Raw genomic sequence first — 13558 nt, 5'->3', positions numbered from 1 at the left:
AACAAAAAAGATATATCAGATGAAGTGGAAGATAAAAGACATAGAACTGGCGAATATCAGTAGATATCGCGGTGAATTGATGGGAGCCGCCATGCTCTTCATCATTCTCTTTCATGTAGCACTGCCTAGAGAGAACGCTTTCTTCGGATTGCGCCGCATGGGCAATATAGGAGTAGATATGTTTCTGTTTCTCAGCGGCATCGGTCTGTGGTTTTCCTGGATGAAGAATCCTTCTGCCAAGCATTTCTTCATCCGCCGTTACCTGCGCATCTACCCGGCGTGCTCATCATCGCCTGTCTCTACTACATTCCCCGATTCCAGGAGGAGACCTCGAGGCGTGGATCAACCTGATAGGCGAGATTACCATCAACTGGAATTTCTGGCGATACGACGAGCTTACCTTCTGGTACATCCCAGCCACCATGATGCTCTATCTCTTCGCCCCAGCCTATATGGAACTCATCAAGCGCCATCCCATCTACAAATGGCTGCCGGTGGTGATGATCATGTGGTGCATCCTGGTGCAATACGTCACACCGATTCATCAGGCTGTAGGCCATCTGGAAATCTTCTGGAGCCGAGTACCTATCTTCTTCATCGGCATCAATATGGGTGAGATGGTGCGCCAGAAGCAGACACTTGATGGTGCCAGCATCTGGATGATATGGCTGATGTTCCTGATGACGCTGCTCGCAAGCATCTTCCTGGAACAGGAGAAACACGGTATGTTTCCGCTCTTCCTGGAGCGTATGCTCTACATCCCGCTAACCATCACGAGCATCCTGCTCCTGAACCGCATCTTCCGCCGTACCCCAGGATGGTTTAACCGCAGCTTCATGCTGGTAGGAGCTTTGAGTCTGGAATGCTATCTCATCCACATCCACTTCGTGCTCCATTATATCGAGCCTCATCACTTGGGATACTGGCCAACCTTCATCCTCTGCATTGCCATCACCCTGCCACTCTCCTGGATATTGAGCAAGATTGCAGAATGGATTTCCAAGGAATTATCTCAGATTATTAAATAAAAAGAATCATCTTAGATTAAATAAAAGAAATTTATATGAACGAGAATGAAATAAAAGATAGCCGGGGCTTCGCTGCCTTGATGCGCCTGATCCGCCCGAAACAGTGGATTAAGAATATGTTTATCTTCGTGCCCCTCTTCTTTGGTGGTGCCTTGTTTCATACAGATGCCCTGCTGGCGGGTCTGATTGCTTTCTTTGCCTACAGCTTTGCCGCATCGAGCATCTATTGCTTCAACGATATCCATGATGTGGAGGCAGACCGCCGCCATTCGGTGAAATGTCACCGCCCTATCGCTTCAGGAGCCGTAAGCATCAGGCAGGCTTACGCTTTGATGTTTCTGATGCTCATCCTCTCGATGGGGGTATGCTGTCTGCTCGATTCGTGGGAGACGATGGGAATCATCGCCTTCTATTGGATCATGAACCTCTGCTATTGCGCCAAGCTCAAGCAGTATGCCATCATCGATGTGTGCATCGTGGCATTCGGATTTGTGCTCCGCTTGCTGGCGGGTGGCGTCGCTACGCACATCATGCTCAGTAAATGGATTGTGCTGATGACCTTCCTCATCACCCTCTTCATGAGTTTTGCCAAGCGCCGCGATGACGTGCTGCGAATGGAAAAGACGGGCGAGGCTCCCCGAAAGAATACGAGCCGATACAACCTCACCTTCATCAATCAGGCTATCACCATTACGGCATCAGTTACCCTGGTTTGCTACATCATGTACACGGTGAGCCCTGAAGTGATAGAGAATTTCCATACCGAATACCTCTATCTTACCAGCGTATTTGTATTGGTAGGTTTGCTGAGATACATCCAGATTGCAGTGGTTGACCAGCAGAGCGGCGACCCTACGAAAATTATCCTGCGCGACAGAATCACGCAGTTTATCGTTCTTGCCTGGCTGCTCTCCTTCCTCATCCTTATCTATATCGTATAAGAAAGAGTTAATCCAAAAGAAGAACAAGAAATGAAGAAGAACAAAAAATGAAGAAGAAAATATACTGTTTCGATTTCGACGGAACACTGACAACGAGCGATACCTTACTGGAATTCATCAAATATGCCAAGGGAACCAGTCGTTTCCTGATGGTTTTCCTGAAGTACAGCCCACTGCTGGTATTGATGAAACTGCATCTTTATCCCAACTGGAAGGCAAAACAGCAGATCTTTGCCCACCTCTTTGCCGGCATGCGCATCGAAAAGTTTGATGCTCTCTGCCGTGGTTTTGCAGAAGAAAGCCAGCATCTGCTCCGCCCGAAAGGCATCACCCTGATGCACGAAGCACTGGTGGCAGGAGCCCAGGTTTTTATCGTAAGCGCCAGCATTGACAACTGGGTTCGCCCTTTCTTTGATATCCGCAACCTGAAAGGTGTTCAGGTACTCGGCACCCAGATAGAAGTAGAAGACGGCAAGCTGACAGGCAACTTCAAGTCAAACAATTGCTACGGAAAGGAGAAGGTGCATCGCATCGCAGAGGCACTTAAACCTTTCGAACGTTCAGAATATGAGATAGAAGCCTTTGGAGATAGCCGTGGAGACAAAGAGATGCTTGCCTTCGCCGACAAGGGACATTTCAAACCATTCCGAGAATAACAAATTTCAATTTTACAGAAAATAACATGAAAAGAAATACAGACCTCGACTTGATACGAGCCATCCTCATCATTCTCATGATATTGATTCATATTGTGAACTTCGGCAATGCATATCCACATCTGAAGGCAGGCATTCTCTCGTTTATGATGCCTACCTTTCTCATCATCACGGGTTATCTTGTCAATATCGAGAAAAGTCCCAAGCAAATGGGAATATACCTGATGTGTCTCGCCCTACCCTACGTTATCATGGTATCCGGTTTCTCTGTACTTTCCTATTTCATGCCCGTAAGAGATGGCATCACGGAATTATCCTTCTCACAGATTTGCGAGAAGATATTTGTCACATCCATAGGTCCTTATTGGTTTATCCAGACGATGATCATCTGTGGCTTTCTTTATTATATCAGTTTCAAGGGGGCTACATGGGAAACCCTCAAACAAGGAAAAACGACGATGAATACCACTACAAGCCTCTTCATCTTCGCCACCCTACTCTTGCTGGCATCCAAGACACCCGCTCTTTCGCCCAGTGCTGCTGCCTATTATTTCATCGGTACAGCAATTCGCCAATGCCATATAGAGTTTGGCAAGATATTCCATCCTTCCCCTGCAGCCTTACTGCTCTGGCTCAACTTGCTGGGCTTAGAGGAATGGTACGACTGGGGATGCCTGGCTGTAATCTTCTCCTGCTGGTGCTGCATTTCGTCATTGATGTGGATACATAGCCTCATCACTCGCATTCAAGGCAAAATCTACATTCAAAAGATAGACAACACCTTATTATATATAGGGCGCAATACGCTGCCTATCTATCTCTTCCATCCCATCTTTACGATGGCTGCGAAGTTCTATCATCCCCTTTTCAGCTGGGATCCGAGCGAGATCTCGTTTGCTGCCGTCACCATCATCCTTGCCATTACAGGCAGCCTGCTCATTGCCAAGATGATGGAGAAGACCAAACTGGCTTATCTCTTTGGAAAAGGGAAACTATTAAGATAAATCCAGGCAGATTCATATTTTGTAGAAAGAATATTTGCTAGAAACAGGAAAAAGGCGTATTTTTGCACGCCGTAAAAGATAAAACAATGAATATCAAGAACAAGATTAATAATATGGATGATGCCAGACGGGAAAAGCTGGGCGAAGTCATCAGATTCGGAATCGTAGGCGGACTGGCTACGGTGCTGCAATATGGCATCTATCTGGCTATGATGCCGGTGCTGAACCATTTCATTCCACGAATGGGTGATCACAGTCTGGCTACCACAGCCAACACCATCGCCTACATCGTGAGCTTCATCTTCAATTTCATCGCCAGCACCCGATACACCTTCAAGGTGAAGGCAAACGCCAAGCGAGGTGCCGGCTTCACCCTCTCACATGTGGTAAACTATACGATGCAAACCGTCTGCCTCAACCTCTTCGTTGGTCTGGGGCTCGCCAAACAGTGGGCGATGATTCCTACCCTCTGTATCTGTATCCCCGTTAATTTCCTATTAGTAAGATTCTTCCTGAAGAAATAAAAGAATCTTCAAAACTCGAAAGAGAAAGACTAAGAGAAAGACTAAGAGAAGATTCCTCTCAAAACTTGAAAGAGAAAGAAATAGAAAGATATGAAAAAGATATTCGATATTTTCACGATCAAGAAAGAAGAAAGATGGCTCGCCCTGGGCATTTTTCTGGCACTTGCCGTTCTGAATGGTGTAGTGATAGCCCGCTATGCCAGTCATTTCACCCTCATCACGGATGATTATTACAAGAATTTCATCCGCCACTTCTGCGTATCGGGCTTCGACCCGCTTACCTACTGGGTATTGAGCGACTGGAATGCAGCATACAATGTATATCGCCATCCGCTGCTCGCCTTCTATATGTATATTCCTTACCTCATCAATATGGGTCTGATGAAACTCACAGGCTACAACTGTGCCCTTTTCATCGCAGTAATCATCCAGATATTCTGCGGATTCTATGCCACCCTCTTCCTGAAGAGAATCTTCCGGGAGGTAATGGATCTCGACAAGACGGCATCTCATATCCTTACCCTACTGTTCTTCTCCTTCGGATATGTGATGGTTACCTGCATCGTGCCCGACCATTTCGTCATCTCCATGATGCTGCTCATCCTGGCACTCTACGTATCCGGTCTCAGAATGAAACATCACCATCCGCTCAAGATATGGCAGAGCGTGGTATATTTCATCCTTACAGCCGGCACATCGCTCAATAACGGATTGAAGATTTTCTTTTCTGCATTCTTCGTAAACGGAAAGGGATTCTTCCGCCCTAAGCATCTTCTCCTGGCAGTCATTCTGCCAGCAGCCCTGCTGTGGGGATTCTGCAGATGGGAATACCGCGTCTTCGTATGGCCTAACGAGATGGCACGCAAGGAACTGAAAGCCAAGAAAGCGGCTGAGAAGAAAGCCAGACAGGAGCGTATGGCACAGATCAAGCATACCCGTGATTCGCTGACAAACGACTCTATCAAAAGAGGCTTGAAGATTATCTCTGCTCAGGAGATAGCCCAGAGAGCCAAGAACGACAGCATCCGGAAGGCAAAGGAACTGGCTAAGAAAGAAGCCAAAAAGAAAAGGGGACCTAAGCAAGGTGCCCCTATCATGAAAGGTGAATTCATGAACTGGACGGATGCAACAAGCTCCCGCACACAGTCGATCATCGAAAATCTGATGGGCGAATCTATCCAGCTGCATCAGGATTATGTGCTGGAGGACGAATTGCGTCATCGCCCGATGTTCGTGAAATACCGATACGCCATCAATTATGTGGTAGAGGCAGTCATCATGCTGCTGTTTGTTGCCGGCATCTGGGCGGGCAGAAAGAGCAAGTATCTCTGGCTGGTGATGTCGTATTTCGGTCTAGATATAATGCTGCATATCGGACTCGGCTTCGGTCTCAACGAGGTATATATCATGGCGGGTCACTGGATATACGCCATTCCGATAGCCATCGGCTTCCTTCTGAAGCAAAAACGACAGCAGCCAAACCAAGAACTGCAACTCCGACAGCAGCTCTACAGCCGCTGCCTAAAAGGCGTATTGCTCGTCCTGGGTCTGGCACTGCTGATATACAATGGTATTCTGATTATCGGATATTTCTGCTAGGAAGAGATCAAGCGTGCTTATCTCTTCCAATCATCTTGCGCCATCTGCGAGCCATCGCCTTGAAGATACTGGAGAAATTACCATATCTCAGATTCAGAAAGAGTTCTTCCAGGGAGCGTGACATCTTGATGAATGGGTGGCCCCAGGCATTGATTCTGTACACCCGCTCCTTGAAATCTACGTTTTCCACTACATATTTAGGATGTTTCAGCGGAAACTCCAGTTCATGGCGCTTCATGGTGAAGATTCTGCGATAAGCCTTGGGAGTCGTCTTCATGCTTCCGGAGAAATGAGTGGAGTCATCAGAGAGACCCAGATTATTGATCAGATTCCTGCATGGCATGATGGCAAGACTGGAATTCAACAGCATCGAAGCCAGAAGATGCTTTCATAAAACTCCTTTCCACTATGGGCATGATCCCTGCACATCGGGATGAAGTCCTTACGGAGCCCACGCTGGCGAACCACCGATTCCAACTGTCGCATCGCCTGCTTATCGTGCAGAAAGGCATAGTCACCCTCCCATTTGTCCACCACACGGCGCCACGAAGCCCATCCCCAGATAGAGAAGACTGAAGTAAAGAAATAGCTGTCCTCGCAGTCGGGTGTCACCTCATCTTCATTGAATCCGGCAATCATGGCAATACGTTCGTCGTGCTCATAACGGTCGAGCATCTCCTTGCAGAAAGGGAAGAAAGATTGCGAAGGCACATCGTCATCTTCCAGCACGATACACTTATCCACAATCGAGAAAGCCCATTTCTGTGAGAGATACTCAGATGGATCGCATCCCTGGTTCTTGGTCTGATAAGATCTGTGCACCTCACACTCCCAATCAATATTCTCATCTGATGCTATTTGCCGGCACGCCTCGATACCAGGCACATCCCGCTCACCTCTTGCTCCATCCTGATAGAGGAACAACTGGGCAGGACGAGCCTTCTTCACCTCGTCAAACACTTTCTGGAAATTGTCGGGACGATTGAAGAAAAGCATCAATACGGCGACATCAATCTTAGCTGGCTGTTTCATATCTATGATATTCGTTAACTATACACAATTGTCGGAATCTGTCATCATCCGTTTTTTGGGAGACAAAGATAACCCAAAAAGCAGACAATGCCAAATAAACCGCCACAAAAAAACAGCCGGAATGAAATATTTCCTCATTTTTCTTCCCACAATCAATTTTTTACACTAACTTTGCAGCCAAATAAGAATAAAACGATGAAGAATATTTTTAAAATCAAGAAAGAAGAAAGGATTCTTGCACTTGTTTCGATGCTGGTATTCGCCAGCTTGAATACCGTGCTGATCCATTCCTATCCTACAAGCTTTTTCAAGGCTGGCAAACTGGGATTTTGGAGTATTTTCTACAAGCATTTCACGGTATCCGGTTTCGATGCCTACTCGTATATCTTTCTTTCCAACGAAAAGATATACTTTGAGTTGTCACGCCATCCGCTCTTTGGCGCCCTACTCTATCCCGGAGCCTGTCTCAACGACTGGCTGATGGGCTGGACTCATCACAACTGTGCCACCTTCATCATGGCAGTGATGCTCGTCATCAGCGCCACTTTCTCTGCCGTATTCTTCTTCCGCATCTGCCGGGAGCTCATCCAGCTATGCCGGTTGGATGCCTACATTCTCACGGCATTCTTTTTCTCCTTTGCCTCCATCATGCTCACCACGATGGTACCCGATCATTTCTGCTTTTCCATGCTCTGTCTGCTGGTCAGCATCTATATGGTGGGAACCTGTATGGCGCAGGGCAAACAGCTCAAGGCATGGCAGGCTAGTCTGCTGTTCCTTACCACGGCAGGAGTATCGCTGAGCAATGGCGTAAAGACCGGCATCATGTCGCTTTTCTGCAATGGCAGAAAGGTGTTCTCACCCCGATTCTTTGCCATCGCCTTCATCCTCCCGCTCCTCATCATGGGCGGCAGCTTTTACTATCAGAACGAATACATCGTCAAGCCTCAGCAGGAAAAAGGCAAGGAGATAGAAAGAAAGCTGATGCCGAAAAGACCCGATATTGCCCGGAAGAATGCCGTTCACGATGCGTGGATGGATGCTCATCGAGGCAAATCGGTATCCGATATGCCATTCCTGAAATGGACCGATGTTTCTACCCCACGAATGGAATCCATCGTAGAAACCTCTTTGGAGAGGGCATCCAGCTGCATCAGAAGGAACTGCTCAAAGACCTGAGCGTATCGCGCCCAACCTTTATCCGATACGATTGGGCCATCAGCTACCTCTTCGAAGCATTCGTTTTCCTGCTCTTTGCTGCCGGTGTTTTCTACAGCAGACACTCCCGTCTGATGTGGATGTGCCTGAGCTGTGCGGCATTCGATGCCTTCCTTCACCTGGTGCTCGGTTTCGGACTCAACGAGGTATATATCATGGCAGCCCACTGGATGTTCGTCATCCCATTCACCATGGGTTATGCATTCAGAGAGGCTCAACCCAAACTGGCTAATGCGATGAGAGGAGTCACTCTCTTCCTCGCCATCTACTTCTGGGGATACAATGCCACATTAATCATCACGCATTTCTTATAACCCGGATAGAGATCCCATACGGGTCTTCCCGATAAAAATATAAAGAATATGGACTTTTACAAAGAAATCAAAGAATATAGCCAGCAGAATCTGCGGGCATGCCAACTCAAGCAGCTGGCTATTCTGGAAGAAATAGACAAAATCTGCAAGCGCCACAAGATAGAATACTGGTTGGATGGCGGCACCCTGCTCGGAGCCGTACGCCATGGCGGTTTCATACCTTGGGATGACGATATCGATATCGGTATGTCGCTGGAAGATGAAAAACGATTCGAGGAGATTGCCCCCAAGGAACTGCCCGACTGGCTCTATCTGCAGACCCCCAAATCGGATCCGGGAAGCAAGGAGCCTATCACGAAGATCCGCGACTGCAACTCTCTCTATATCGAACAGGGCGACGATTTCTGCCAGCCTTATGTAAAGGGAATCTTTGTGGATATCTTCCCTTTTGTGGATTATCCAGACATTCCCCGTTCGTGGATCAAGACCTTGACAAAGGGTATCTCCAAGAGTTATTCTATCCTGAACCACCGACACACTTACTCGCTGCGTTCCTTTGCTGAGTTCTTCTATTTCGGAGGCAAGTATTGTCTGTGCAGTGCATTATGGAAGGTAGTAGGCTTGTTCGGAAAGAAGACCCGTTATTCTGATGTTCCTTTCCTGAATGGCCGAGGCATCTCATTCGACAAGAAGGCAGTCAAGCCATTGGGTACCATCAAGTTTGAGGGCAAGGAATTCCCTGCACCATGCAATCCCGATTCCTACCTCACGGACCTCTATGGCGATTATATGAAGATTCCACCAGTAGAAAAGCGAGAGTTCCATTCGATATTCATCCTGCCAGAACTAAGGAGGTAAGGAGTTAAGGAGTTAAGGAGTTAAGACAATAGTCTTCTTTCGTAAAACGTAGAACATTTGTCCCTTAACTTCCTTAAACTCCCTGACTTCCCTTAACTTCTCCACATGCGAAAGTTCTATCATTTACTGCAAAGCCTGGATGGTATGAGCCAGACCATCCTTTAATAATGTAATCGGCTTCCAGCCCAGAGTTTCCAACTTATCCGTAGCAAAAACAGCCTTGGTAATAGGAGTGGTATTGCCATGACTGGCATCATCGGGAATATCAAAGACCACCTTTCTGCCAGCCAGATCAGCAACAGTTTCAGCCAAGGTTCTGATGCTTACATTCGACTCCTCGTTGGCAATATTATATGCCTCGCCGTTCCCGCCCTTCAGCAGGATACAAAGCAGCGCCATCGCACAATCCACCACATAAGTCCACGAACGGAACGCCTCTCCCTTACTCTTCAGCACGATATCCTCGCCACGCAATACATTGCGGATAAACTGGGCATAAACACGATTATCGTTCTCTGTAAAGAACGGACCGTAGATATGACTCGGACGGGCGATGGACACCTCAATGCCATACTGATGGGCATAGCAGATACAAAGCGTCTCGGAAGCACGCTTTGCCGAAGGATAGCACGCCCTCACCGTAGTAGGATCGATATACCCGCTATAGCTTTCTTCAAAGACACGACCGTCGCCCTCGCCATAGACTTCTCCGGAAGATACATAGACCAATTTCTTCAAGCCGTGCTGCAGTCCAAAGCGCAACAGATTATCCACGCCGAAGATATTAGACTTCATCACTCCCACAGGATCCTCGCTATAAAGCTGTGGACAGGCACCGCCAGCAGCATCCACGATATAATCGAAAGAGAGATCCACCGACAAGGGAGCCGTAACATCAAAAGGAAGAAAATGATAATGTCCGGAAGCAAGATATGCCGAAAAGCGCCTGTTAGCCCGCTCTTCGTTACGACCCGCAGCATAAACCTGATAATCCAGCCCCTCATGCTGCATCAGCATATCTACCAGACAGCCACCAATCAATCCAGTAGCGCCCAGCACCAGGATATTCTTGCCCGAAAGCTGTTGCCATGGCAGCTCAAATGCTGCCAAAGCCGCCTTTACATCTTCATTATATAGATTTGTCTGTTTCATCCTACTATCAATTTTCTTCTATTATCTGTTTCATCCTATTATCTATTTCAGCCACTCATCCTTGGTGGTATGCTTCAATGCCTTAAACAGCTCCACATCCTCCGTCTGGGTAAGCTTCAATCCGTTTTTCTCTGATCCCATCACCAGGTGCTGGTTATCCACTCCCAGCTCAGCCATCAAGGTACAGGATGCCACCGTGCCGTCAATACCCTTGGCATCAGCCTCGGCGTGCGCCTTCAGCAAAGTGCCGAGAGGATAGGTATGAGGAGTCTGGGTGCGAACCAGCCGCTCGCGTGGGATGTCGATATTCTTCACACAGTCATCCTCCTTCTGCATGATAGCCTCCTTGCAGATCATACCCGTAATGGCATAACCATACTTTCTGCACTTCTCGATATTCTCGGTAATGATTCGCTCTGCCACCAGCGGGCGCACACCATCGTGTACCAATATGATATCATCCTCTGTACATCCGGCATCGCGCAAGCCCCACAATCCATTGCGGATGGAGTGCTGATTGCTGTCACCACCCTCGAAAATCCACTTCAGCTTGGTGATGTTAAACTGGTTGGCATACGCCTGCAGTACCACTTCCCATCCCTTGAGGCACACCACACAGATGGCGTCTATCTGAGGATGGCTCTGGAAAGCCTGCATGGTATAGATGATAACAGGTATGTTATCAATCGTCATGAATTGCTTTGGGATATCCTGTCCCATACGGTTACCAACACCGCCTGCAGTTAATAATGCAATATTCATAAAGTTCGTATTTTAAGATTGTCTATTATATTGAATGTTATTATATGAGAAGATCAACGGATAGCAGAAGGCACGTATCTTTGCCATCAAGCCCCGCTGATGCTTGCTGTAGTATATCTTGTCACCATGCTTCAGACAGAGGAAGCAGAGGCAGAAGAGTGCCAGCAGATTGTGATGCAGCATATAATAGCTCATGCGATGTGCCAGCGCAAACTTCGGCTCCCGGGTATGCTCATATATATAGGTATAGAGCATCTGCCAGTTGGGCTGCTGCTGCAATCTGCGATAATTGGCGATACCATAAAGGTAAGGCTGATAGGTAGGGCGGGCATCCACCTTCTTGCCTGCCTGCTTCAGTTCCTCATGACAGGCAGAAGCCAGATTCGTGCGATGCCAGTTCAGTGGTTCATCTACCATCACGATACCGCCGTGCAACTGGGCGCAGATGGCAAGACTCCAATCGTACATGATATTCGGCAGCCAGTATTCACTTGTCTGGATAAACTCCCGGCGGAGCAGCATGGTATGTCCGGCAAATCCGCAGAAGAGCAGCGCCTCCAGGCTGTACTGAGGATTCACAAGATGCGTATGCTCCCTGTCGGCACCACGCAGATGGGTAGAAAAACAGATGTCATGATTGCCGATGGCAGCCACCTGCTTCTCTATCTTGGTTGGAAACCAGACATCATCCTGATCGCTGAAAGCCACAAAATCGCCCGTTGCCTTCATCGCAGCCGACTTGAAGTTCTGATTGAATCCCAGATTGCTGGCATTGCGCGAGAAATGTATGATAGGAAACTTCTCGGCATAGGCTGTGCAAATCGCCACCGTATCATCCGTAGAACCATCATCCTGGATGATGATCTCCTTCAGGGGATAGGTCTGCGAGAGTATGGAATCCAACTGCTCTCTGATATATTCGGCACCATTGTAGGTGCCCATGATGATTGAAACTGTCTTATTTGTATTCATCCTTCATTCTGATTTATTCATATGAACCCATCAAGGTTACTTCTTTCCCATTTTCTTCTTCACGAAAGCCATACACTCCTTCAGAATGGCAGCACCGGCAATACGCATCACCAGATAGTACAGCACCACAGCCATCAGAATGCGGCAAAGCAGGAGCAGCCACAGATTGTGGATAGACTGCGTGGCGAAATAGGTAGCCGTCATCACCGCCAGGGCTGCCAGCGCAAACGGCAGGATATCTTTCAGGAACATCCATACCCGATAGCCTATCAGGCGACGGGAGAAATACTGCCATACGAACAGCCAGATGATGTTCAGCAGCACGTAGGCGATGACCATCGTGTGGATGCCCCAATGCCATATCAGAATCATCGTCAGAATCTGAACCACACCCAGGGCAAAGGTCACCCCAAAATAAGTACCCGACTTGCCGTTGCTCACCACCAGACTCGACATGAGCTGGCTCATCGGAATGATGGCACCACTCACGCAGAGAATCTGCAGCAGAAAGGCACTCGCCAGCCATTTTTCGGTGATGGCCAGGACGATGAACTCCCTAGCCACCATTCCAAACCCCAGCATCAGCGGGAAGGAGATGAATGCCGTGAAGCGGATCAGCTTGCGCAAGGCTTCCAACTGGCGTCCCGGCTGCTCACGAAGATCTACCAGCACAGGCTGGGCCACCGAATCCACCATTCCCTGTATCACACTGTAAGCCTTGAAGTTCCACTGCGAAGCCTGGTTGTAATTACCCGTATCATGCGCCGTGAAGTAATGACCCAGCAGGATATTCAGCACATTGTTGTTGATATGGGTGGTGATGGTGGAAGCCAGCAGTTTGCAGCTGAACTTGAACATCCTACGGATAGGTTCGAAATCAAACCGCAGACTCGGGCGCCACGGAGAATAATGCCAGAACAGCGCCGTATTCACGATGCTGTAAACGATGGTCTGGGTGGCCAAAGCCCAATAAGACATGCCGCAAAACGCCATGATCACTCCTACCACACTCGAAAAGAGCGTGGCGATGATGCCCGACTGAGCCCTCTGCTTCACCATCATGTGCTTGAAGAGATAAGCCGACTGAGCCGTACAGAGGCTGGAGAATAAAAGCGACAGGAATGCATACCGGCAAAGAGGAACCAGTGCCGGAGTATGATAATAGCCCGCTATCAGAGGGGCACAGAGAAAAAGTACCAAGTATAGAAAACCACCTACAGAGATATTAAACCAGAATACGGAGTTATAGTCATTATCTGTAGGTTCCTTGATATTCGTGATAGCTGTGATGAAGCCCGAATTCTGCAAGGCGTTGGCTATCAGAGAAAAAACAGTAATCATGGCGATCATACCATAATCGCTTGGCGACAACAGTCTGCCCAGGACGATGCCGAATACCAAACCGATAACCTGCATCGCCCCATTGTTCATGGCTCCCCAGAAGAGACCCTTTGCTGTTTTTTCCTTTAATGTTTCTGCCATTTAAATTTATTTTTTC

The 13558-nt window shown here is 48.0% G+C and carries 10 protein-coding genes and 3 pseudogenes; 8 read left to right on the top strand and 5 right to left on the bottom strand.

Annotated elements, in window-relative coordinates:
• Window positions 1-19: 19 nt before the first annotated feature.
• The 6 genes and pseudogenes from DW830_RS02615 to DW830_RS02590 all read left to right on the top strand — a co-directional run bounded on the left by DW830_RS02615 (window position 20) and on the right by DW830_RS02590 (window position 5752).
• Window positions 20-1028, top strand: a pseudogene (locus DW830_RS02615) (acyltransferase family protein).
• 35 nt (window positions 1029-1063) lie between these two features.
• A complete protein-coding gene (locus tag DW830_RS02610; RefSeq protein ID WP_119248761.1) occupies window positions 1064-1969 on the top strand; it encodes a decaprenyl-phosphate phosphoribosyltransferase in 906 nt (301 codons plus the stop codon).
• Between the two features lie 47 nt (window positions 1970-2016).
• Window positions 2017-2625, top strand: a complete 609-nt coding sequence (locus DW830_RS02605; protein WP_119248760.1) for an HAD family hydrolase — start codon at window positions 2017-2019, stop codon at window positions 2623-2625.
• A gap of 26 nt (window positions 2626-2651) precedes the next feature.
• Window positions 2652-3629, top strand: a complete 978-nt coding sequence (locus DW830_RS02600; protein ID WP_119248759.1) for an acyltransferase family protein — start codon at window positions 2652-2654, stop codon at window positions 3627-3629.
• An 86-nt stretch (window positions 3630-3715) separates the two neighbouring features.
• On the top strand, window positions 3716-4153 hold the full coding sequence (locus tag DW830_RS02595) for a GtrA family protein (RefSeq protein ID WP_199656045.1): 438 nt from the start codon (window positions 3716-3718) through the stop codon (window positions 4151-4153).
• 90 nt (window positions 4154-4243) lie between these two features.
• Window positions 4244-5752 (top strand): DUF6080 domain-containing protein, encoded by a 1509-nt coding sequence (locus tag DW830_RS02590; protein ID WP_119248758.1) that lies wholly within the window; start codon window positions 4244-4246, stop codon window positions 5750-5752.
• 7 nt (window positions 5753-5759) lie between these two features.
• Here DW830_RS02590 and DW830_RS02585 read toward each other — a convergent pair.
• Window positions 5760-6784, bottom strand: a pseudogene (locus tag DW830_RS02585) (hemolysin activation protein).
• Window positions 6785-6871: 87 nt separating this feature from the next.
• Here DW830_RS02585 and DW830_RS02580 point away from each other — a divergent pair.
• A pseudogene (locus DW830_RS02580) lies at window positions 6872-8316 on the top strand (DUF6080 domain-containing protein).
• A gap of 48 nt (window positions 8317-8364) precedes the next feature.
• Window positions 8365-9174, top strand: a complete 810-nt coding sequence (locus DW830_RS02570; RefSeq protein WP_119248755.1) for a phosphorylcholine transferase LicD — start codon at window positions 8365-8367, stop codon at window positions 9172-9174.
• A 123-nt stretch (window positions 9175-9297) separates the two neighbouring features.
• Here the strand turns inward: DW830_RS02570 and DW830_RS02565 are convergent, their stop codons facing one another.
• Genes DW830_RS02565 through DW830_RS02550 form a run of 4 tightly spaced genes read right to left on the bottom strand, consistent with a single transcriptional unit; the run spans window position 9298 to window position 13542 of the window.
• The gene (locus tag DW830_RS02565) at window positions 9298-10326 is read right to left on the bottom strand and encodes an NAD-dependent epimerase/dehydratase family protein (RefSeq protein ID WP_119248754.1); all 1029 of its coding nucleotides are present in this window, start codon (window positions 10324-10326) and stop codon (window positions 9298-9300) included.
• Window positions 10327-10368: 42 nt separating this feature from the next.
• Window positions 10369-11088, bottom strand: coding sequence for a 2-C-methyl-D-erythritol 4-phosphate cytidylyltransferase (locus tag DW830_RS02560; RefSeq protein ID WP_119248753.1), 720 nt, complete (start codon window positions 11086-11088; stop codon window positions 10369-10371).
• A 12-nt stretch (window positions 11089-11100) separates the two neighbouring features.
• Window positions 11101-12060, bottom strand: coding sequence for a glycosyltransferase (locus DW830_RS02555; RefSeq protein ID WP_119248752.1), 960 nt, complete (start codon window positions 12058-12060; stop codon window positions 11101-11103).
• 36 nt (window positions 12061-12096) lie between these two features.
• Window positions 12097-13542, bottom strand: a complete 1446-nt coding sequence (locus DW830_RS02550; RefSeq protein ID WP_119248751.1) for a lipopolysaccharide biosynthesis protein — start codon at window positions 13540-13542, stop codon at window positions 12097-12099.
• Between the last annotated feature and the right edge of the window lie 16 nt (window positions 13543-13558).

The sequence above is a fragment of the Prevotella sp. AM34-19LB genome (assembly GCF_003468525.1).
GTDB lineage: Bacteria > Bacteroidota > Bacteroidia > Bacteroidales > Bacteroidaceae > Prevotella.
The sequence above is the reverse complement of the archived record's forward strand: the minus strand, read 5'-3'. Positions and strand labels throughout refer to the sequence as shown.

Coding starts and splice junctions, on each gene's coding strand:
- DW830_RS02605 (WP_119248760.1), top strand. CDS start 2,017: ATGAAGAAGAAAATATACTGTTTCGATTTCGACGGAACACTGACAACG.
- DW830_RS02595 (WP_199656045.1), top strand. CDS start 3,716: ATGAATATCAAGAACAAGATTAATAATATGGATGATGCCAGACGGGAA.
- DW830_RS02560 (WP_119248753.1), bottom strand. CDS start 11,088: ATGAATATTGCATTATTAACTGCAGGCGGTGTTGGTAACCGTATGGGA.
- DW830_RS02600 (WP_119248759.1), top strand. CDS start 2,652: ATGAAAAGAAATACAGACCTCGACTTGATACGAGCCATCCTCATCATT.
- DW830_RS02590 (WP_119248758.1), top strand. CDS start 4,244: ATGAAAAAGATATTCGATATTTTCACGATCAAGAAAGAAGAAAGATGG.
- DW830_RS02555 (WP_119248752.1), bottom strand. CDS start 12,060: ATGAATACAAATAAGACAGTTTCAATCATCATGGGCACCTACAATGGT.
- DW830_RS02550 (WP_119248751.1), bottom strand. CDS start 13,542: ATGGCAGAAACATTAAAGGAAAAAACAGCAAAGGGTCTCTTCTGGGGA.
- DW830_RS02610 (WP_119248761.1), top strand. CDS start 1,064: ATGAACGAGAATGAAATAAAAGATAGCCGGGGCTTCGCTGCCTTGATG.
- DW830_RS02570 (WP_119248755.1), top strand. CDS start 8,365: ATGGACTTTTACAAAGAAATCAAAGAATATAGCCAGCAGAATCTGCGG.
- DW830_RS02565 (WP_119248754.1), bottom strand. CDS start 10,326: ATGAAACAGACAAATCTATATAATGAAGATGTAAAGGCGGCTTTGGCA.